This window comes from Polynucleobacter sp. JS-Safj-400b-B2, from assembly GCF_018881975.1.
Classification (GTDB): domain Bacteria; phylum Pseudomonadota; class Gammaproteobacteria; order Burkholderiales; family Burkholderiaceae; genus Polynucleobacter.
On the sequence record NZ_JACVPJ010000002.1, the window covers coordinates 141,576 to 163,734 of the forward strand.

A 22,159-nucleotide genomic window follows, 5' to 3' on the forward strand; every position below is an offset into this window, starting at 1 on the left:
TTAGTTAAATTGCTTTAATGACGTAGTTCTAGACGATCCACGCCATCGCGCGTGAACTCAAAAGTAGAGATCCAATCCAAAACATCGATTTGATTACGCATTTCTGATGGAAAAGGACCAAATGGCGCTGAGGCTCTCACAATGGCTATTGCCTGACGGTCTAGCTCAGGGTTGCCGGAACTGCGCCCAATAGAGAGTCCATCCTTACCTTGGGCATTGGTCGTGATTCTGCCTTGATTATCAACACTGACCACGATTACCAAACTTCCATACAAGGGCCGTCCATTCGCCCTTGGGAAAAATACGCTCCCATAAGCCTCAATCTTTTGGCGCATAGCATCGTAGTAGTGTGCGAAGGTAACTGCCTTCGTATTGGCGCCCGTTAATACCTTACGCCTTGGTTCCTTGCCATCAGCCTGTAACCGTTTAGCCAACTCAGCCTCTAAAGAATTCAGCTGGGGAGTAATTTTTTGTTCATCCCCACTCTTTCGACCACCTGAACGAGCGCGCTGCTCATCTAACTTTGCGAGCATTTGCTTTTGCTGTTTTTCTAAAACCTCAAGTCGAGCTTCCGCACCTAATCTGGCACGATGCATTGCGGTAGCTTCTTGATTTTCTGTTTTACCGCCACCCTGCAAATCAGCCTGCGCTAACTTGTTTGCTTTCTGAGGGGGAGTTTTATTACTGGCATTTACCAATACAACGCTCAAGGGGGTGTTGAGTCTGCGATTCTGGATCTCGGTAACGCCCCAACGAAACGATAGGAAAAGAATGTGAATCAGAATCGAAACGCACAAGGCAAATCGAAAAGGATAGCGACTCCAAGCCGTATGCAGGTAACGCAAGGCCCGACTCAGTCTTGCGGGCAATGGAAATTCTAGCGATTTAATCTGAGCTAGCATCTTCTTTGGGAGCATCTGAGGACTCCGGCTCTATAGCCTTTTCAGGAGCGTCAGCCTTTGCTTCAATCTCGAGCACACGAACACCGGCACTCAGTTGCAGCAAATCGACATCTGCAATCACTACCTCGGCACGAGTCATACGTGGATGGGTAGCTAACTCAGGAATAGGTAAATGTAAGGGAACCAATTCCACTCTAGACATACCTTCCTTTAGGTGACGAACATACACTGACTTCGATTCACCGTCTTGAGTGATCCAACGCAAACACCAGTACTTTTCCAATCGATCCTGAAATTCACCATACGCTTGATAGCAAGATTCGAAATCAGCAGCGATGCCCATTAAGGTTGCATCACGTGGCGGGAAAGGAGCAACCATTTTGGCAGTTACCCCATGTTTTGCAAGCGCAATCAACTGCCATTGATTTACCAAATCAGAATATCGACGCAAGGGAGAAGTACACCATGCGTAATAGTCCAAACCTAAACCCTCATGTGGCCCTGGGGTAGTTTGCATCCGAGTTCGTAATGGGCCCCAACCCTTCTGGGTTCTAAATAAACCTGGAAGACCATGATCTGCCAGTAATTGCCCAGAAGCGCTATTGCAGAAAATCATCCATTCTGCAACGATGGTATCCAAAATAGATCCGCGTTGACGTGGCACGATTTCAACACGCTTTACGCCATCAACATCCCGAATCTGAAAATGAAAGTCTCTCGCTAGCGCATTGGGATCAATAAGGCCTAACTGCTCAGCACGCAAACCATTTGCTAAGCGCTTTTCTTGTCGTCCTGCATGCAGGTGTTTGGCAGCCTGCCACAAAGTCGCTAGCTCTTTGCGATAGGGATAGTTTGCGCCCTCATCAAGTAGACTCTCTTCGCTCACAAGATGCTCAATATCCTCTAGACGTAAGTTAGCTGCCATTGGGACCATTTCAGCACGCATTTGCAGACTGTCTCGATTGGCAATGCCTTGCTCATCAATATCAACATAGATCGATAGAGCCGGCCTTGGTATACCCTCATCTAATGAAAATTGCTCAATGACTGAATCGGGCAACATCGTAATTTTGTCGCCCGGAAAATATACCGTGGACATCCGGTTACGCGCCACTTGATCCAATGGATCATCTTTAGTGATCGCCAAGCCAGGCGCAGCGATATGAATACCCACCCGATGACCACCATCAATTGGTGTGACTGACAGGGCATCGTCAATCTCGGTAGTGCCGGCATCATCAATGGAGAATGCCTGGACCTGAGCAAGAGGTAGCTCAGCAACCGTTGATGCATATGCCGATTGATCAATGCTAATAGCCGGGTTGTGATCCGAACCATTAGGGAAATGGCTTTTCAGGAACATCCCTTGGTGATAAGCCAAAGGCGAATCAATCGCACCACAACGGATTAAGAGTTGCGCTGGAGATTCGCCGGTCTGCGTGCAAGCAGCAACCAGAGCTTTGTAAGCCGAGGTATTTTTATCTGGTGAAAAAAGTAATTGCTTGGCTAAAGACTTCAGAACCTCAGGGAAGGTGCCCTCTACCAATTCTTGCTGCCAGGCCACTTGTTGTTCAAGTTCTTTTTGCTTACGCTCTAAAGCAGCTAGGCCTGCCTGTAACTGCTCTTGTGGCGCCCTCTGAAAGCGACCACGACCCTTGCGGCGAAAATATACTGGCGCACCTTGTAAAGCGATCGCAAGCCCAACTTGTTGAGCAATGCTAGCTTGCGAACCAAAGTACTCATGTGCCACATCAACTAAACCAAACTCTTCATCAGGCGCACAATCCCAAAGAAACTGCAAATCAATATCTGCAGTCAGGGTATTGGCCTCATCCATTGCGGCTTGAGCATCTGGCTTTTCAAAACGCAGCCATACTTCCTTTGTCTTGAGCTTGATCTTTTTTCCAGAAAGACTGGTTGCCTGCCAAGACTCAGTATCCCCAGAGCCTGAAGCAGACTGGACCGTAGCGATCTTAATATCGCCACCTTCTTCGTATAAGAGATTCATGCTTAGAGCGAAATCCCGCCGCTGGCCTCTAATGCCACCCCATTGACATAGCTCGCTTCATCGCTCGCTAAGAATAAATACACGTTAGCCATTTCTGTTGGAGTACCCAAGCGCCCAAGCCAACTACGCTTTTCAATATCTTTCAAAATATTTTCTGGCATTGCTTTGACCATTTCGGTGGCAATAAAGCCAGGACAAACCGCATTTACTCGAATGCCTTTAGGGCCTAATTCACGCGCCCATGTTTTTGTAAAACCAATCACTCCAAATTTAGTGGCCGAATAATTAGTTTGTCCGAAATTACCATAGAGACCCACTACGCTAGAGGCATTTACCACTGCGCCAGAACCGGCTTCAAGCATGTGTGGCACGATTAGTTGGGTGCAGTTAAATACACCCTTTAAATTAACATCGATCACAGTATCAAACTGCGCTTCAGTCATCTTCACTAAGCGCGCATCTTGAGTAATACCGGCGTTATTAATCAAGATGTCAATACGTCCATGTTTTTGCATTACCTGATCCACTACCGACTGAATGCTGGCGCGATCAGTAACATTCATGGCATAGCCTTCTGCATTAAGTATTTGCGCAACCGCACCATTTACCGCCTCAAGGTTGATATCAGCAATGATGACTTTTGCACCTTCTTGTGCAAAGCGCTGGGCTGTAGCGAACCCAATACCCTTAGCGGCGCCGGTAATGATGGCCACTTTATCTTTTAATCTATCACCCATGATTTACTTTCTTTTTTTATTTGTTGTTGCTTTTTTATTTCTGATGCGCCGAAATAGCTTTTAATATTTTTTGATGCACGCCACCAAAACCGCCGTTACTCATTACCAAAATGTGATCCCCTGGTTTTGCCTCTTGTGCAACCGCCTTCACTAAGGTATCGAGATCATCGAAAGCATGTGCCTTACCCTGCTCCTTTGTATTAAGTGGAGATAAAACCTCCGCTAAATCCCAACCTAAAGATTCTTTTCCGGCTTTAGCGCCATAAGCAAAAACTTTATCAGCAGCCAAAAGACTTCCAGGTAGCTGAGCCTTCATTACGCCAAGCTTCATCGTATTCGAACGTGGCTCTAATACCGCCAAGATACGCGCTTTACCAACACGACGACGCAGACCATCAACAGTCGTTGTGATTGCTGTTGGATGATGCGCAAAATCGTCATAGACCGTAATGTCATTTACAACACCAATAGTTTCTAGGCGACGTTTTACATTCTTGAACTCAGCTAAAGCACGCGCAGAATCTGTTGGAGAAATACCAAGGTGATTTGCACAAGCAATGGCTGCAAGCGCATTGAGTTGATTGTGTCTGCCCATCACCCCAGAATCTGGCGCCCATTTCACTGAGGCAACCTCATTGCCTGACTTGCGCACAATAAGGCCATCACCCTCTTGTGAAATCAATGACCATTCATTGGTTAACTCTTGGCCAAAGCGCTCAACAGGGGCCCAAGCGCCACGCGTCATCACACTTGCTAGCGCCGGTTCTTCGCCATTCACTACTAATAAGCCATCACTAGGAACGGTACGAACTAAATGATGAAATTGGGTTTCGATGGCTGCAAGGTCAGAAAAAATATCAGCGTGATCAAACTCTAAATTATTCAGCAAGGCAGTGCGTGGGCGGTAATGCACAAACTTACTGCGCTTATCAAAGAAAGCGGTATCGTATTCATCAGCCTCGATAACAAAATATTGACTCTCTCCTAAACGAGCAGAGACCGTGAAATTGAGGGGCACACCACCGATGAGATAGCCAGGTTTGTAACCGTTAAATTCCAAAATCCAAGTCAACATTGCTGATGTAGTTGTCTTACCGTGCGTACCTGCAACAGCTAGAACATGTCTTCCATATAAAACTTGTTCACCCAACCACTGTGGCCCAGAAATATAAGGTAGTCCTTGATTGAGTATTGCCTCCATCAAGGGATTTCCGCGAGAGACCACATTGCCAATGACAAATAAATCAGGCATGGTCTCAAACTGAGATAATTGGTTAGGTGAGAATCCCTCAATCAGTTCGATGCCTTGAGCTTCAAGCTGTGTGCTCATTGGTGGATACACGTTGGCATCGCAACCGGTAACGCGATGTCCAGCTTGCCTCGCAATTGCGGCAATGCCGCCCATGAAAGTACCGCAAATGCCCAAGATATGTATATGCATTAGCGAATTTTAGCGAAGGAGTTGCAATGAACCGCAGACAGTGGATCATCATCGTCTCAATAAGTCTTTTAGCCCTCCTTGGAGGCGTTCTGACTTCGCAGTGGATTTACAAGACTGGCTTAGCAAGCGACCCGGCTGTAAAGGCATTTTTTGCAAATTCTTGGCAAACTCCAGACGGTAAAAGCGTCGATACCCAAAAATGGGAAGGGAAAATCCTGGTGGTGAACTTTTGGGCCTCCTGGTGTCCACCTTGTGTTGAAGAAATGCCCACCTTAGACAAGCTCCAACAAGAGTTTTCGCAGCAAAATGTCTTATTTGTTGGCATTGGCATCGATTCACCCTCTAATATTCGTGAATTTCTCTCAAAAACACCCGTTAGCTATCCAATCGTGATTGGCGGTCTTGAAGGAAGTAACTTATCTAAGCAGTTGGGAAATTCCCAGGGCGCCCTTCCTTACACCATCATTATTAATGCTAAGGGCAAAGCAACATATAGCAAATTAGGAAAGATAAGCGAAGATGACATCAGAAGTGCAATTAAATCTGCTTTATAGCCATTTTTAATGAATTTTTACTTCTGAACTGTCTTTATAATCTGCCTAATTAATAAGCAATAAATTCAGTATTTTTCACTACTTGCTTTTAAAGGTCTGGAATAATCCTCTTTTCAAAGCAATTTTTGAGCCTTGATCAACCCTTAAAAAGGTATACTTGTCATTAGCAGCATTCGAGCATGAAGTTATTTAGCAATTTAAGCTTAACTGCCTCTAAAAACAGGGATCTATGTCGAAAAAAGCTTCAATTCTCGTAATTCAGGGTCCAAACCTAAATCTATTAGGCACCCGTGAACCCGATGTTTACGGCAAAACTACCCTGGAAGACATTCATGAAAAGCTCGGGGAGCTAGCCAAAGCCCAGTCTGTCGATCTTGGCACCTATCAAAGCAATCATGAAGGTGAGTTAATAGACCGCATTCAAAAAGCCAAATTAGATGGGGTTGATTTCATCATTATTAACCCAGGCGCCTTTACCCATACCAGCGTTGCCCTGCGTGATGTCTTGGCTGGGGTAGCAATTCCCTTTACGGAAGTTCATCTATCCAATATTCATCAGCGTGAAGAATTCCGCAAACACTCCTATTTGTCCGATATTGCTACTGGGGTTATTTGTGGTCTTGGCGCGATTGGCTATGAGCTAGCTCTGCAAGCAGCCATCGCTCGCTTACAGAAGTAAAACTATTTAAAGAATTACAAGAGAGGAAGCACTCGTATGGATCTGAGAAAACTAAAAACCTTGATCGATTTGGTATCTGAATCAGGCATTTCAGAACTCGAAGTAAATGAAGGCGAAGATCGCGTTCGCATTGTCAACGCGGGATCTGCTGCTCCAGTTGGTCATATGGTTTATGCCAGCCCAGCACCTGCTCAAGCCATGCAAGCTTCACCGGTAGCAAGCGCTCCAGCTGAAATTGCTGTTGAGGCACCAGCGGTTGAAACGGGTTTTGTTGCTCGCTCGCCAATGGTAGGCACCTTCTATCGTGCGCCAAATCCAGAATCTCCGAACTTCGTCAATATTGGCGATACAGTAAAAGTAGGCCAAACCCTTTGCATTATCGAAGCCATGAAGCTGCTTAATGAGATCGAATCCGAGCAAGCTGGTGTGATCAAAGAAATTCTCTGCGAAAACGGTCAAGGCGTTGAATTTGACCAGCCACTTTTCATCATCGGTTAATGAAACTGCATTCTTGATGATCTTTAGATTTATTCCAATTCACCGTTACTTAACTCAGAGCCGACATGTTCGATAAGATTCTGATTGCCAATCGGGGAGAAATTGCTCTCCGTATCCAACGCGCATGCCGCGAGTTGGGAATTAAAACTGTTGTGGTGTACTCCACTGCAGATAAAGAAGCGAAATATGTAAAGCTTGCCGATGAAGCAGTTTGTATCGGCCCAGCGCCATCCCCGCTGAGCTACCTTAATATGCCAGCCATTATTTCTGCAGCTGAAGTTACCGATGCAGAAGCAATTCATCCTGGCTATGGCTTCCTTTCAGAAAACGCCGACTTTGCAGAGCGTGTTGAGAAATCTGGTTTTGCTTTCATTGGCCCTACAGCTGCATCCATTCGCTTAATGGGTGACAAGGTTTCGGCAAAACGCGCCATGATTAAAGCTGGCGTGCCTTGCGTACCTGGATCAGAAGGCGCCCTTCCTGAGGACCCAAAAGAAATTATTGCGACAGCAAAAAAAGTTGGGTATCCGGTAATTATCAAAGCTGCTGGTGGTGGTGGTGGTCGCGGAATGCGAGTGGTGCACACTGAAGCTGCACTCATCAATGCGGTCAATATGACCAGGGAAGAAGCCGGCCGTGCTTTTGGTAATCCAGAAGTCTATATGGAGAAGTTTTTAGAAAAACCTCGCCATGTAGAGATACAAATTTTGGCAGACACCCATGGCAATGCCATTTGGTTGGGTGAGCGCGACTGCTCTATGCAACGTCGCCATCAAAAAGTGATCGAGGAAGCCCCTGCACCAGGCATTGATCGTCGCTTGATCGCTAAAATTGGTGAACGTTGTGCGGAAGCCTGTCGCAAGATTGGCTACCGTGGCGCTGGAACATTTGAGTTTCTCTACGAAGATGGCGAATTCTTCTTCATTGAGATGAATACCCGCGTTCAAGTTGAGCACCCCGTTACTGAAATGATTACTGGTGTGGATATTGTTCAAGAACAAATTCGTATCGCTGCTGGCCTCAAACTCAGTTATTGCCAAAAAGACATTGTTTTCCGTGGTCATGCGATTGAATGCCGCTTAAATGCCGAAGATCCATTCAAGTTCACCCCGAGCCCAGGAAAAATTGGCTCATTCCATATGCCTGGCGGTCCTGGTATTCGCGTCGACTCTCATGCCTACAGTGGTTACGTGGTTCCATCAAACTATGACTCCATGATTGGCAAGTTGATTTCTTATGGCAATACGCGTGAGCAAGCGATTCGCCGCATGCAAATTGCACTCTCTGAGATGGTGATTGACGGCATTACAACCAACGTCCCACTCCATCGTGAGTTAATGCTAGATCCGAACTTCATTGAAGGCGGTACTAGCATTCACTACTTGGAACATCGCCTAGAAGAGCAAGCTGCAAGTCGCGGTAAATCCTAACTAATGCAGTTGATACGTTTAATGCGAGCATCTCATGTCCTATCGTGAACTGGTATTCACGGTAGCCGCTGAAACCGCTGAGCCTTTGGGTGATGTGCTTTTAGACTTGGGCGCCTTATCTGTCACAGTTGAAGATGACGCTGCTGGTGGCTATGATGAAAACCCACTATACGGAGAGCCTGGACTTCATCCAGAAGTACAAGCATGGGACAGATCGTCAGTAACCGCCCTCTTTAATCCTGAAATTGATGCATCTGGAAGTGCAGAATTTATTCCCGAACTTCTTGCCTCTCTCAAAGAAGCAGGCTTTCATCTAAGCCCCCCTCAAGAAATAACCGTTGAAGAGCAAGACTGGGTTCGCTTAACCCAAAGTCAATTTGCACCTATTCAGATTGGCGAACGTATCTGGGTAGTGCCTTCTTGGCATGATGCGCCGAGCGATCCCAATGCAATTTGTCTCGCCGTTGACCCAGGCCTCGCCTTTGGTACAGGCAGTCACCCCACTACGCATTTGTGCCTGCTTTGGCTTGAGCAACAAACCGATTTGCAGAATCAAAGTTTGCTGGATTACGGTTGCGGCTCAGGAATTCTGGCTATTGCCGCAGCTAAATTAGGCTGCAGTCCGGTTATTGGCACGGATATTGATCCTCAAGCCATGGTTGCAGCGCGCAGCAATGCAGAAATCAACAATACGACCATTCGCTTTGTACTTCCCAACGAAGGCGCAGTAGAACTTGCTGCAGAAACTAAATATGACATCGTGATGGCCAATATTTTGGCCAATCCACTGCAAGTTCTTGCTCCTGCATTGGTTAATAAAATGAAATTAGGTGGAAGAATTGTTTTATCGGGCGTACTTGCCCGCCAAGCAGAGGAAGTGATTGCGACTTATAGCCAATGGCTCGCACTCTCCGTATGGAAAGAGAGCGAAGGCTGGGTTTGCTTGCATGGAACATTAAATCAGGACAAGCACAGTCATCAAGAAGTTGCTTTTGCTGCACCTGCTCAAAAAAAAAGTCTTAAGCTAGCTCTCTACGCTGCTTTATTACTGTTGTTGCTCGTATTCGGAGAACATCTTTCTCGAAATTCATTGCTTCCAGCAGTAGCCCCACGAATTGATAATTCATCGAACTCAATTTCTGTTCATGCGTTTCACCTTTTACAACGCATTGATGCAAAACTTTGTACTGCACTAGGATGTTTAGATCGCGCTGTAAGCGATTTTGCCGCTTGGAAAATAACTTTAGCTACCCTTGCACCAGAAAACGCGCGAGATGGGCTTAAAAGCCCTGCAAATCAATCTGTGTTGCAAGTTGAGATACAAAATCGTCTAGCGATTACCGTTTTGCCACCAAATATAGAAATTACTCTGACTGATGCAGAGGAATCTGAAATTAAATCACTGCAATTTACTCCGCAAGAATGGCTTCCTAAGGTCTGGCAAGATGCACATCCTGATTTTTTGAGAAAAGGTATTCCTTCTGGCGAAATTCTGCAGGTTGAATTGCCAATTGCATTGCCGCAGAATGCTGCTGGCTATCGTGTTCGAGTGCTCTACCCTTAATTTCATCCACCAACATCATATTTACCCTGTACAGAAAGTAATTTATGTCTAGCTTGATCTGTGGCTCTATCGCCTACGACACCATCATGAACTTTGAAGGCAAATTTGCCGATCAAATCCTGCCAGAGCAGATTCATATCCTGAACGTAGCCTTCCTTGTACCAACCATGCGTCGAGAATTCGGCGGTTGCGCTGGCAATATCGCCTATAACCTCAATCTCTTGGGTGGCGACCCAATCATCATGGCTACGGTTGGTGGTGATGCTGCCCCGTACATGAATCGCCTTGAACAACTCATGATTGATGCGAGTCATATTCGCCAGATTGAAAATGCCTTTACGGCACAAGCGATGATCACAACGGATCAAGCCAATAATCAAATCACCGCATTTCATCCAGGCGCCATGGGCGAGTCTCACCTCAACCAAGTCTCCGCAGTTGTGGCAGAACGTAGCAAGAATGCTAAGGGACCGGCTAAATTAGGAATCGTTGCACCCGATGGGCGCCAAGGTATGTGGGAGCACTGCCATCAATTGGCTGACGCCAACATTCCTTTTATCTTTGATCCAGGCCAAGGGTTACCAATGTTTAACGGTCCAGAGCTTCTCGAATTGGTTGATATTGCGAGCTTCCTAGCGGTAAACGACTATGAGGGGGAGATGCTTTCTCAAAGAACAGGTTTAAGTTTGACCAAAGTAGCCGAGCGCGTTAAGGCACTCATTGTCACCAAAGGTGCTGAAGGTGCGGACATCTACTTTGAAGGTAAATGCATAGCCATTCCACCAGTACCAGCAGCAAAAGTAGTTGATCCAACGGGCTGTGGCGATGCCTTCCGCGGTGGATTGTTGTTTGGCTTAGAGAATGGCATGGATTGGGAAACGACTGGCCGCCTTGCTAGCCTAATGGGTTCAATCAAAATTACCCATCAAGGCCCACAAAACCACCAACTCAGCAAAGATCAAATCGCAGAGCAATTCAAAACAGCGTTTGGCTTTAGCTTCTAAGCGCTTTATTTGCGCCCGACTCGAATCTGAGTCAATCAAACTTTAGGCAATAAAAAAGGGGTCTCGTGAGAGACCCCTTCTAGTAACACTCGTCTGAAGCCGAAGCTTATGGACGTGTGCCAGTTGGGAAGGGCCAAGCAGCGGCAGGATTCAACGCACTAGTCGCTGGTGCAGCTTTCTTAGCCGCGAGCTTTTTTACAGCAGAGCTCGCTTTCTTCGCAGCAGGCTTACTTACTTTTTTTTTACTACTTTACGAGCTACTTTTTTAGCAGCAGGCTTCTTTGCAGCTACTTTACGAGCTACTTTTTTTGCAGCAGGCTTCTTTGCAGCTACTTTACGAGCTACTTTTTTTGCAGCAGGCTTCTTTGCAGCTACTTTACGAGCTACTTTTTTAGCAGCAGGCTTCTTTGCAGCTACTTTACGAGCTACTTTTTTTGCAGCAGGCTTCTTTGCAGCTACTTTTTTAGCAGCTGGTTTCTTTGCAGCAGGTTTTTTCTTGGCGATTGCCATAGTATTGCTCCTTCACGTGAGGATTAGTACAAACTACATTAAGAAGACCCGACCACTCATTTCCGCCTGGTTTTGCAACCTCTTGGATCTGACGAGCGAGCCATTCATCGGCGCGCGGCTTGATGCTAAGTGCTGCACGCTAATGAATCCTGGAAAAAAAGCCGTGGCCCCGAAGGACAACGGCTTCTTAAATACGTTGGAAAAAATAGAGAGAATAGCCCAGGCACCCTTAAGCAAGGGTTTTCGGATTTGAGTCTGGTTTTGCTGACTTCTAAAACTATCCAACCGTCTAATCTCCTAATTAGCCAGTTACGCGCTTTGCTACTACCCCACTACTCCCAACTAAGCGCACCACCGGTTTGATACTCAATAACGCGTGTCTCAAAAAAGTTTCGCTCTTTTTTCAGATCAATCATTTCTGACATCCATGGAAATGGATTCTCTTCATTTGGGAACATCGCGTCAAGTCCTATTTGCAAACATCTGCGATTACAGATGTATCTTAGGTAACCTTTGAACATCGGAGCGTTCAATCCGAGCACTCCGCGAGGCATCGTATCTTCAGCATAACGGTACTCCAATTCGACTGCTTTTTCGAAGATAGATTTGATCTCGTCTTTAAACTCGGAAGTCCATAACTGTGGGTTCTCCAGCTTAATTTGGTTAATCAAATCGATGCCGAAATTGCAGTGCATAGACTCATCGCGCAGGATGTATTGATACTGCTCAGCAGCACCCGTCATTTTGTTTTGACGACCCATTGCAAGTATTTGCGTAAAACCAACATAAAAGAACAAACCTTCCATCACGCAAGCAAAAACAATCAGCGAACGAAGTAGTTTTTGATCGGCTTCTAATGTTCCAGTCTTGAAATTTGGATCAGTTAAGACATCAATAAAGGGAATTAAGAACTGATCTTTGGCGCGAATTGACTCAATCTCGTTGTACGCATTAAAAATTTCGGACTGATCTAAGCCCAAAGATTCAACAATATATTGGTATGCATGGGTATGAATCGCCTCCTCGAAAGCCTGGCGCAATAGGTATTGGCGGCATTCTGGGGCAGTAATGTGGCGATATGTACCCAAAACAATATTGTTTGCGGCTAAAGAGTCAGCAGTCGTAAAGAAACCAAGGTTGCGCTTAATAATGCGTCGCTCATCTTCTGTCAGGCCATTTGGATCTTTCCAAAGCGCGATATCGCGATTCATATTGATCTCTTGTGGCATCCAGTGATTTGCACAACCGGCCAAATACTTCTCCCAAGCCCACTTGTATTTGAAAGGCACCAACTGATTTACGTCAGTTTTTGCATTAATCACACGCTTATCGGCAGCGTTAACACGCAAGGCTGTGCCACCAGATAAATTGGCAACCTGTACTGATGCAGGTGCAGCAGTTTGCGGCGCCATTGCAACTTGATCTGGTTGTGGACGTTGTGGCTCCACTGCTACCGGCTGCGGTGCAAGGCCAGCTTTCGCCAGCGCTGGAGCAACTTCCTCTTCCCAATTCAACATAACTCTCTCCTAATTCTTGTATTAATAACCAATAAGCAAACGGCTTATTGGCATGCTTCACATTCTTCGAAACCAGCATCACCTGGACGCATTGTGCAAACTGGACCATCCGCTTCTTGAGCTGCCGCAGCAGCATCCGTTCCATTCACGCCGCCACCACTTGAAACAGAATTCAATTGACCGCTGGCAACAGTTGATTTCTCAACGTGGGTTGCAGCCATCGTGCGGAGGTAATAAGTTGTCTTCAAGCCACGTAACCAAGCTAACTTGTACGTGTCATCCAATTTCTTACCAGAAGCGCCACCCATGTAGATATTGAGTGACTGAGCTTGGTCAATCCACTTTTGACGACGGGAAGCTGCTTCAACCAACCAGCTTGGCTCAACCTCAAAGGCAGTTGCGTACAAATCACGCAAATCTTGAGGAATACGATCGATCTTCGATAAAGTGCCATCAAAGTACTTCAAGTCGGCAATCATGACCTCATCCCAAAGGCCGCGATCTTTCAAATCACGCACCAAGTACTCATTTACCACTGTGAATTCGCCAGAAAGGTTAGATTTCACAAACAAGTTTTGGAAAGTTGGCTCGATACAAGCTGATACACCAATAATATTGGAAATCGTTGCTGTTGGTGCAATCGCTACGCAATTGGAGTTACGCATACCGTGTTGCTTGATGCTTGCGCGCAAGCCGCTCCAATCCATAGTAGAAGAGTTATCTACCTCAACATAACCACCGCGTTCAGCTGCCAACATTGCTACTGAATCCTGTGGGAGGATGCCGCGATCCCATAAAGAACCCTTGTAGGTACTGTAAACGCCGCGCTCAGCTGCCAATTCGTTGGATGCTTGGTAAGCGTAGTAGCAAACCGCTTCCATTGAAGAGTCAGCAAACTTCACAGCCTCGTCACTTGCGTAAGGAATACGTTGCATATGCAAGCAATCCTGGAAGCCCATGATGCCCATACCGACTGGACGGTGCTTTAAGTTCGAATTACGCGCTTTAGCTACAGCGTAGTAATTGATATCAATCACGTTATCCAACATACGCATTGCAGTGCGTACTGTTTTTTGGAGCTTCTCGTGATCCAAGATCATCTTGCCATTGGCATCTGTAGTCATGTGAGCGGTTAAATTCACGGAACCCAAGTTACAAACTGCAATCTCGGTCTCATTGGTATTGAGAGTGATCTCAGTACAGAGGTTAGATGAGTGAACTACGCCAATGTGCTGCTGTGGGCTACGGATGTTGCAAGGGTCTTTGAAAGTGATCCATGGATGACCGGTTTCAAACAACATACCGAGCATCTTGCGCCACAATTGCTGCGCTGGAATACGGCGGAATGGCTTCAATTCGCCACGATCCGCTTTTTGCTCGTAGGCAACATAAGCCTCTTCAAACGCTCTGCCGAATTTGTCATGCAAATCTGGAGTGTTAGATGGTGAGAACAAAGTCCAATCGCCACCCTCCATTACACGCTTCATGAACAAGTCAGGAATCCAGTTGGAGGTATTCATATCGTGGGTACGGCGACGGTCGTCACCAGTGTTCTTACGCAACTCCAAGAACTCTTCGATATCCAAGTGCCATGTTTCCAGATACGCACAAACTGCACCCTTACGCTTACCGCCTTGGTTTACAGCAACTGCAGTGTCATTCACTACCTTCAAGAATGGCACAACACCTTGTGATTTACCGTTGGTGCCTTTGATATGGCTACCCAATGCACGAACGTTAGTCCAGTCATTACCTAAGCCGCCTGCGAACTTAGATAACAAAGCGTTTTCTTTCAATGCTTCGTAGATACCATCCAAATCATCATCTACCGTCGTCAAGTAGCAGCTAGAGAGCTGTGGACGGGTGGTTGCTGAATTGAACAAAGTCGGGGTGCTGGACATGAAATCAAATGTAGACAGGATTTCATAGAACTCAATTGCACGACGCTCACGGTCCATCTCATTCAAAGACAAGCCCATTGCAACGCGCATGAAGAATGCCTGTGGCATTTCAATGCGACGCTCTTCAATATGCAAGAAATAGCGGTCATACAAAGTTTGCAAGCCGAGATAGTTGAACTGCAAGTCACGGCTGGCGTTCAATGCAGCAGCCAAGCGCGGTAAGTCAAACTCACGCATACGTGGGTCCAACAACTCAGCAGAGATACCCTCATTGATGTACTTAGCGAAATAAGTGCTGTACTCAGCCTGTGTGTCGCCTTGCAATACTTCCTTGCCAAAAATTTCTTTACGAATCACGTGCATTAAGATGCGCGCTGTTACTTGGCTATACGCAGGATCTTTTTCAATCAAGGTACGTGAAGCCAAAATAGCGGAGTCATACACTTGCGCCATAGGCACGCCATCGTACAAATTCTTGATGGTTTCAGTAATGATTGGGCTCGCATCAATGTGAGTGCCCAAACCTTCGCAAGCTGCCTCGATCACAGTACGCAAAGCAGCCATATCAAGCCACTTCTCGACACCATTGTCAGTTACCTTGATACCAGACTCACCAGCCTGGTTACCTGTTTGAGCCTCTTGTGAAACTTCTTGCTGTGCTGCACGCTCTTGGTTACGCTTTTCACGATAGAGAACGTAAGCACGAGCAACGTTGTGCTCACCACTACGCATCAAAGCCAATTCAACTTGGTCTTGGATATCTTCAATGTGGAAAGTTCCGCCATTTGGACGGCTACGCAACAATGCGCGCACAACTGAATGGGTCAATTGCTCCACCTGCTCGCGAACACGCGCAGATGCTGCACCTTGACCGCCATTAACCGCTAGAAATGCCTTAGTGACAGCAATAGCAATTTTGGATGGCTCAAACGCCACAACTGAACCGTTGCGACGAATAATTTTGTAGTCAGACAATTGGGTTGCCTGGTTGCCACCAACACCACCAGCCACAAAGCTGGCAGAAGGGGCTTGATTTACCGCCCCCGCAGGACTCATTCCTGAATTATTCGCTCCAGCTGGCTGGCCTGCTGTCTGTGGATTGGCGTATGTCATGTTGCTCCTGCTTATATATAGTTATTTGGACAAAATATCATTAAAAAACAATGGGGTATTGCTGGATTCAGACACTACATTTAGTGTCTTGAAGCGCGTTAGGCACTAAGTATAGGGAAATATTTGATAATTGGTAAGCCATTTATGACAAATATTTATTAGTACTTTTACTAAGTTTTCTACTTATTTTGGGGTCATTTTGGTGCGGAATTTTTAGCCCTTTTATACAAAGGCTAAAAAAGTAAGCGTACGCTCACATACAAAAAGAGCTTATCGAGGACTTACGCCAAAAGGCAGTTTCTCCATCGGAGTTGCTGTCTCTTTTTGGAACTTTTTCCAATCAAAAGAAATTCCAGGATCTATTTTGCGATCGGGCGCGATGTCGCTATGCCCGGCAAATTGCAAAAGTGGATATGTGCTCGTCAGTTTTTGAATAAGCTTTGCCAAGACCAAATACTGCGCAGCTTCGAATGGCGTATCGCCATCCCCCTCCAGCTCAATACCAATAGAAAAGTCATTGCACTTTTCACGACCCTGAAAATTCGACTTGCCTGCATGCCAGGCTTTGTCCTGGGTCGATACAAACTGGATTAACTCGCCTGAGCGCGTAATTAAAAAATGGCTGGATACTTTTTGATCGGCAATCTCCGCAAAATAAGGATGTCCATTTGGGTCAAGCTTATTTTGGAAAAAATCAACGATGTGATGGCTAGACGATTGATTTCTAAATTCACCCGGCGGAAGACTGATGTGATGAATAACCGCTAAATCAGGTTGAATGTTCTCCGGTCTCTCATTTTGATTGGGTGAAATACGCCAGCACGCATCACCAACCCAGCCCTTTGAATCCAATGCTTGAAGATGTTCTTTTGAGCAATAGAAACGATCGTCGAAAAAAATAGCCTCCGACTTAGGCAGATGTACTTTGCAGTACTGGCATTGCATCATTGCCTCAGGCGCAGCAGCTACCTTCTCAGGCTTATTTTTATTGGGTTTGGAAGAATTTCCTGTATTGAGTTCCGCCTGCTTTTTGCCTTTAATCCAGAGATATAAAAGTCCAACACCTGCAAATAATAAAAGCCACTTAAACAAGGATTAAGCCCTCTGTAAAATAACTTCAAGCACAAAGCGACTACCAACATAGGCAAGCAGCAGAGCGGTGTAGGCACTTAACACCCATCGAATGGCAGCTCTGCCACGAAGCCCTACTCGCCAGCGTGCTATTAATAAACCAGCAAACAAAAACCAAGAGACCAAAGCAAAAATGGTTTTGTGGTCAAAAACGAGGGGTTTGCCAAATAAGGTCTGCGAGAAGAGTAGTCCCGAAAACACCGTCAGACTCAAAAGCGCAAAGCCAACATAAAGCAAATTGAATAAAAGACTTTCCATTGTCATTAGCGGAGGTAAATCCTCTAACCAATGGGCTAGGCGGCCATTAGGAACAATAGCTAATTGACGATGTAGAGCGCGATCCTGAACACTCATCAGCATGGCATGCATCGCTGCCAGACTCAGCAAACCAACTGAAACCGTAGCGACTACAAAATGCCCCTTAAACCAAGGATCAGAAACAGCCTTAGGTGAAATTAAGGTACCTGGAAAAATATTAGGAAGGGCTGCGCAAATCAACGCAAACATTAAGGCCATCCAACGTAAGCTAGAGATCGGCAAAAACCAAGATTGAAACCAATAAAAAGCCAGTCCAACCCAGGCAATTAAGGACAAATCTTGCGCAAAGCCAAATACAAAGCCTCGTGGAGTGAACACTGAGTCATGCAATTGCACCCCATGAATCACCAAAATCACAAAAATTGCCGCCTGCACCAGCCCGCTTGAAAGCCCAGACTCCACGCCGCTCTTGGCTTTGAAGCTCAAAACAAGCAAAAGCGCTAAATAAAGTACGGAAGGCAGCCATCCGTAACTTGAGTAACCTAAAATATCCATCTGGAAAGTCTAATCGATAAATGCTAGAAAACCTCACCGACCGCCTATCTCGCGTTGTTAAAACAATGCGAGGCCAAGCCCGCCTCACTGAAGCCAATACCGCAGAAATGTTGCGGGAAATCCGTTTAGCCTTATTGGAGGCCGACGTAGCGCTGCCGGTAGTGAAGTCTTTACTGGAACAAATTAAATTTAAAGCCCTTGGCGAGGAAGTGGTTGGCAGCCTCAGTCCTGGACAAGCTCTTGTTGGTGTCGTACAGCGCGAGCTTGCCCAGGTCATGGTGGGTGACACCAATCAAAGCGGAGAACTCAATCTAGCCACCCAGCCTCCAGCAGTAATATTGATGGCCGGTTTGCAGGGTGCTGGTAAAACGACCTCCGTTGGCAAACTTGCCAAATGGTTACAAGAAAAAAAGGAGAAAAAAGTTCTCACTGTTTCTTGTGACGTCTATCGTCCAGCCGCGATTGAGCAGTTGGAGACAGTTACCAAACAAGTTGGTGCTGAGTTTTTCCCAAGCGACATTAACCAAAAACCGAATGACATTGCACTCGCCGCTCTTGACTGGGCCCGCCGTCATTACTTTGACGTAGTATTGGTTGATACAGCTGGACGTCTTGGCATTGATGAAGTACTCATGCAAGAAATCAAAACTTTGCATGCCAGCCTCAATCCAATTGAGACCTTATTTGTTGTTGATGCCATGCTCGGTCAAGATGCCGTCAATACCGCTAAAGCCTTCCATGAAGCGCTCCCACTCACTGGCGTGATTCTCACGAAGTTGGATGGTGACTCCCGTGGTGGTGCAGCCCTCTCAGTTCGCCAAGTAACTGGTGTTCCACTTAAATTTATCGGCGTTGCCGAAAAGATGGACGGCCTGGAAGCATTTGATGCCGAACGTATGGCTAACCGCATTCTGGGTATGGGCGATATTCTGGCCTTGGTTGAGCAAGCCCAACAACACGTTGACGTTGCCAAAGCAGAAAAGTTAGCCAGCAAGATTTCTAAAGGCGGCTTTGATCTTGAGGATTTTCGGGATCAACTTATGCAGATGCAAAAGATGGGTGGCATGGCGAGCTTGATGGACAAATTACCAAGTCAAGTAGCCCAAGCGGCCTCCAAAGCAAACCTCAGTAATGCCGATAAACAGACTACGCGTATGCGTGGAATTATTGACAGCATGACACCTAAAGAACGCAGAAAACCTGAATTGCTCAAAGCCAGTCGTAAGCGTCGCATTGCTGCTGGATCTGGAGTAGAGGTACAAGAAGTAAATCGCCTACTAGCTCAGTTCGAGCAAATGCAAACCATGATGAAGCAATTCAAGGGTGGAAAAATGGCGCGCACCATGGCTACCATGGCTGCAAAAGGAGCCGCCAAGGGTATTGGCGGGCTCTTTAAGAAATAATTAATTAACTAAGCTCTTTGCTGCTTGAACTGCAGCAATGACTTTTGCCTTGATATCGCCAAGCGGAATATTCTGAGACTTAGCATCAGTACGGCCTTTAAATTCAACCTGAGAATCTGCCAAGCCACGGTCGCCAATCACCACTCGAAATGGCGCGCCAATCAACTCCCAGTCAGCAAACATCGCTCCTGGACGCTCATTACGGTCATCCAAAATCACATCAATGCCAGCAGCCAATAACTCGTCATGGAGTTGATCACATGCAACCTTTACCGCTTCTGATTTCTCGTAACCCATCGGACAAATCACCACCTCAAATGGTGCCATGGAGATTGGCCAAATAATACCCTTCTCATCATGACCCTGTTCAATTGCAGCGCCAAGCAAGCGAGTAACCCCAATACCGTAACAACCCATCACCATCGGCTGCGCTTTACCCTGTTGATCCAGGTAAGTACAACCCATCGCTTCTGAATAACGCGTGCCCAATTGGAATACATGTCCAACCTCAATACCACGACAAATATCGATAACGCCTTTGCCATCAGGTGAAGGATCACCAATCACTGCATTACGAATATCCAACACCAAGGGCTCAGGCAAATCACGGCCCCAGTTCACACCAGTCAAATGATGTCCAGCATCGTTAGCACCACAAACAAAATCAGCCATATTGGCAACCGTACGATCAGCAACCACGGTCACATCAGCACTCACTCCAACAGGGCCTAAATAACCCGCTGGTGCATTACAAGCCTGCTTAATTTCCGCTTCAGTCGCAAAGCGTGACTCTGCCATGCCAGGAATCTTGCTAGCCTTGACTTCATTGAGCTCGTGATCGCCGCGCACCAACAACATAAAGAGTTTTGCTGACCCTTTTTCTTGATCAGCTGCAAACAATAATGACTTCACAGTAGATTCAAGTGGAGTGTTTAAGAACTTCGCAACATCTGCGCAATGAGTCTTATCGGGTGTGGGTACTTTAACCATCGGTGCAGAGGCTGCAGCACGGGTAGCAATTAAAGCTAATGACTCTGCCGCTTCTAGGTTGGCGGCGTAATCAGAGCTAGGGCAATACACAATTGCGTCTTCACCAGTATCGGCAATCACATGGAACTCTTGACTACCTGAGCCACCAATCGCACCGTTATCAGCAGTCACTGCGCGGAACTCAAGACCCATACGTTTAAAGATCCGGGTATAAGCATCAAACATTATTTGATAGGATTTCTTGAGGCCTTCAACATCTTTGTCGAATGAGTACGCATCTTTCATGCTGAACTCACGACCACGCATGATACCGAAACGTGGACGACGCTCATCGCGAAACTTGGTCTGAATTTGATAGAAGTTCACTGGCAATTGCTTGTAGCTCTTAATCTCATTACGAGCTAAATCGGTAATCACTTCTTCAGAAGTTGGCTGGATCAAGAAATCACGATCATGACGATCTTTGATTCTGAGTAACTCCGGACCCATCTTTTCCCAACGACCAGTCTCTTGCCACAATTCAGCAGGCTGAATCATTGGCATTAGCAATTCAATTGCGCCTGCACGATTCATTTCCTCGCGAACGATGTTTTCTACCTTGCGAATAACCTTCAAACCCAACGGCAAATAGTTGTAAATGCCCGCACTAAGCTTGCGAATTAAACCTGCACGCACCATGAGTTTGTGCGAAACCACCTCTGCGTCTGAGGGGGCTTCTTTTAGTGTAGCGAGAAATGATTGTGAGGCTTTCATGTATGGATATAATCAAATCGTTGATTTTAAAGGATTTGAGGCACGATCATGCTTGACCGTGAAGGGTATCGCCCGAATGTCGGCATTGTCCTCCTCAACAGCCATAACGAGGTTTTCTGGGGAAAACGCGTTGGGCAGCATTCGTGGCAGTTCCCGCAAGGCGGGATTCAGCATGGTGAAAGCCCTGAACAGGCTATGTACCGCGAATTGCAAGAGGAGGTTGGCTTACTGCCGGAGCATGTCCAAATTATTGGACGCACCAGGGATTGGCTTCGCTACGATGTCCCTGAGGAATACTTACGCCGTCAAAACTCCGCTAGAGTGCACCGTGCTGCATATCGCGGCCAAAAACAAATTTGGTTTCTCCTGCGCCTAGTGGGCTTAGATAGTGATATTCAATTACGTGCCTCTGAACATCCTGAATTTGATGCCTGGCGCTGGGTCCCCTTCTGGATTCAATTGGACGCAGTAATTGGCTTTAAGCGCGAAGTCTATCAGCTCGCACTTTCCGAATTGGCCCGCTTCTTGTCCCACGGCATCCGTATGCAGCAGCTTGCCTGGGGTTCCCCTCTTGACCTGATTCAATCTTTTTATGGTGGCTCGCAAGAGCACCCTAATGAAGATGAAAATCCAAAAGACCTCTCTAAATGACCTATTACCTCAAACGTATTTACCTTTGCTGTTGCGCCGCCATTATTGGTATGGGGCTATCTGCCTGTGCAGGCGATCCAATGCAAAGCGGACTTGATCCTTTTGCACCCATGGTATTCAAGGAAGGTACGACTTCAATGCCTCTGAATCCACCCAACCAAGCAACCCTAATACCTTTTTACGTATCTCAACATACCATTTTTAAATTTGCTGTAGATACTAATTCGATCTTGATTGGCGCAGATGGAGTAACTCGCTATATCGTGGTGATGACTAGCCCAAGCGGTAGCGTTCAAGCTCAATATGAAGGAATTCGTTGCGATTCATTTCAGTGGCGCCTATACGGCACCTTAGAGAATAATGCTTGGAGAGAAAATCCTCTATCTAATTGGCGCGCAATCCAAAGTAATGTGCCCAATCGATATCAAGCAGCTTTGGCTCAAGGTGCATTTTGCAACCTCACTTCGCAAGAAAAGAGTATCAAGACAATTCTTCAGTCGCTCAACCCTAATGGATTTACTGGCGGAACTAAACCAACCAATTCAAACGGAACTATATAA

18 protein-coding genes and 2 pseudogenes are annotated in these 22,159 nt (G+C 46.3%); 10 read left to right on the top strand and 10 right to left on the bottom strand.

From position 1 onward, the window contains the following. Positions 1–14: 14 nt before the first annotated feature. Genes ICN48_RS02670 through mpl form a run of 4 tightly spaced genes read right to left on the bottom strand, consistent with a single transcriptional unit; the run spans position 15 to position 5,088 of the window. Complete coding sequence (locus ICN48_RS02670) at positions 15–917, bottom strand: energy transducer TonB (protein WP_255539433.1); 903 nt, start codon at positions 915–917, stop codon at positions 15–17. Beyond that, complete coding sequence (locus ICN48_RS02675; protein WP_216152211.1) at positions 886–2,910, bottom strand: ribonuclease catalytic domain-containing protein; 2,025 nt, start codon at positions 2,908–2,910, stop codon at positions 886–888. Before ICN48_RS02675 ends, ICN48_RS02670 begins: the two co-directional genes overlap by 32 nt. A gap of 2 nt (positions 2,911–2,912) precedes the next feature. Beyond that, positions 2,913–3,647: a 3-oxoacyl-ACP reductase FabG gene (gene fabG, locus ICN48_RS02680; protein WP_216152212.1), complete on the bottom strand. Its 735-nt coding sequence runs from the start codon at positions 3,645–3,647 to the stop codon at positions 2,913–2,915. A gap of 34 nt (positions 3,648–3,681) precedes the next feature. Beyond that, on the bottom strand, positions 3,682–5,088 hold the full coding sequence (gene mpl, locus ICN48_RS02685; RefSeq protein ID WP_216152213.1) for a UDP-N-acetylmuramate:L-alanyl-gamma-D-glutamyl-meso-diaminopimelate ligase: 1,407 nt from the start codon (positions 5,086–5,088) through the stop codon (positions 3,682–3,684). Between the two features lie 26 nt (positions 5,089–5,114). Here mpl and ICN48_RS02690 point away from each other — a divergent pair, with 26 nt between their 5' ends. From ICN48_RS02690 to ICN48_RS02715, 7 genes and pseudogenes are all read left to right on the top strand, one after another. Beyond that, positions 5,115–5,642, top strand: a complete 528-nt coding sequence (locus tag ICN48_RS02690; RefSeq protein WP_216152214.1) for a TlpA disulfide reductase family protein — start codon at positions 5,115–5,117, stop codon at positions 5,640–5,642. A 229-nt stretch (positions 5,643–5,871) separates the two neighbouring features. Beyond that, the gene (gene aroQ, locus ICN48_RS02695) at positions 5,872–6,321 is read left to right on the top strand and encodes a type II 3-dehydroquinate dehydratase (RefSeq protein ID WP_216152215.1); all 450 of its coding nucleotides are present in this window, start codon (positions 5,872–5,874) and stop codon (positions 6,319–6,321) included. 36 nt (positions 6,322–6,357) lie between these two features. After that, complete coding sequence (gene accB, locus ICN48_RS02700; RefSeq protein WP_216152216.1) at positions 6,358–6,819, top strand: acetyl-CoA carboxylase biotin carboxyl carrier protein; 462 nt, start codon at positions 6,358–6,360, stop codon at positions 6,817–6,819. A gap of 65 nt (positions 6,820–6,884) precedes the next feature. Beyond that, the gene (accC, locus tag ICN48_RS02705; protein ID WP_216152217.1) at positions 6,885–8,249 is read left to right on the top strand and encodes an acetyl-CoA carboxylase biotin carboxylase subunit; all 1,365 of its coding nucleotides are present in this window, start codon (positions 6,885–6,887) and stop codon (positions 8,247–8,249) included. Positions 8,250–8,283: 34 nt separating this feature from the next. Beyond that, positions 8,284–9,204 (top strand): annotated as a pseudogene (prmA, locus tag ICN48_RS13800) (50S ribosomal protein L11 methyltransferase); the annotation flags it as partial. Continuing rightward, positions 9,193–9,813, top strand: a complete 621-nt coding sequence (locus ICN48_RS13805; protein WP_370624130.1) for a DUF3426 domain-containing protein — start codon at positions 9,193–9,195, stop codon at positions 9,811–9,813. The pseudogene prmA and the gene ICN48_RS13805, both read left to right, overlap by 12 nt. Before the next feature lie 44 nt (positions 9,814–9,857). Beyond that, entirely contained in the window at positions 9,858–10,817 is a 960-nt protein-coding gene (locus ICN48_RS02715) for a carbohydrate kinase family protein (protein WP_216152219.1), read from the top strand. Positions 10,818–10,923: 106 nt separating this feature from the next. On the opposite strand, the pseudogene ICN48_RS02720 reads toward ICN48_RS02715, so the two are convergent. The 5 genes and pseudogenes from ICN48_RS02720 to ICN48_RS02740 form a co-directional block, all read right to left on the bottom strand. Continuing rightward, a pseudogene (locus tag ICN48_RS02720) lies at positions 10,924–11,321 on the bottom strand (histone); the annotation flags it as partial. A gap of 338 nt (positions 11,322–11,659) precedes the next feature. After that, positions 11,660–12,844, bottom strand: a complete 1,185-nt coding sequence (locus ICN48_RS02725) for a ribonucleotide-diphosphate reductase subunit beta (RefSeq protein ID WP_216152220.1) — start codon at positions 12,842–12,844, stop codon at positions 11,660–11,662. A gap of 44 nt (positions 12,845–12,888) precedes the next feature. Continuing rightward, positions 12,889–15,801: a ribonucleoside-diphosphate reductase subunit alpha gene (locus tag ICN48_RS02730; RefSeq protein ID WP_370624131.1), complete on the bottom strand. Its 2,913-nt coding sequence runs from the start codon at positions 15,799–15,801 to the stop codon at positions 12,889–12,891. A gap of 327 nt (positions 15,802–16,128) precedes the next feature. After that, complete coding sequence (gene ampD, locus ICN48_RS02735; RefSeq protein WP_255539434.1) at positions 16,129–16,950, bottom strand: 1,6-anhydro-N-acetylmuramyl-L-alanine amidase AmpD; 822 nt, start codon at positions 16,948–16,950, stop codon at positions 16,129–16,131. Positions 16,951–16,953: 3 nt separating this feature from the next. Then, entirely contained in the window at positions 16,954–17,802 is an 849-nt protein-coding gene (locus tag ICN48_RS02740; RefSeq protein WP_216152222.1) for an inner membrane protein YpjD, read from the bottom strand. A gap of 20 nt (positions 17,803–17,822) precedes the next feature. Between ICN48_RS02740 and ffh the strand changes: the two genes are divergently transcribed. Beyond that, complete coding sequence (ffh, locus tag ICN48_RS02745) at positions 17,823–19,205, top strand: signal recognition particle protein (RefSeq protein ID WP_216152223.1); 1,383 nt, start codon at positions 17,823–17,825, stop codon at positions 19,203–19,205. Here the strand turns inward: ffh and ICN48_RS02750 are convergent, their stop codons facing one another. Continuing rightward, positions 19,206–20,948 (bottom strand): proline--tRNA ligase, encoded by a 1,743-nt coding sequence (locus tag ICN48_RS02750; protein ID WP_216152224.1) that lies wholly within the window; start codon positions 20,946–20,948, stop codon positions 19,206–19,208. A 48-nt stretch (positions 20,949–20,996) separates the two neighbouring features. On the opposite strand from ICN48_RS02750, the gene ICN48_RS02755 reads away from it, so the two are divergent. Both ICN48_RS02755 and ICN48_RS02760 read left to right on the top strand, forming a co-directional pair. After that, a complete protein-coding gene (locus ICN48_RS02755) occupies positions 20,997–21,599 on the top strand; it encodes an RNA pyrophosphohydrolase (RefSeq protein ID WP_216152225.1) in 603 nt (200 codons plus the stop codon). Beyond that, a complete protein-coding gene (locus tag ICN48_RS02760; protein ID WP_216152226.1) occupies positions 21,596–22,159 on the top strand; it encodes a CNP1-like family protein in 564 nt (187 codons plus the stop codon). Before ICN48_RS02755 ends, ICN48_RS02760 begins: the two co-directional genes overlap by 4 nt.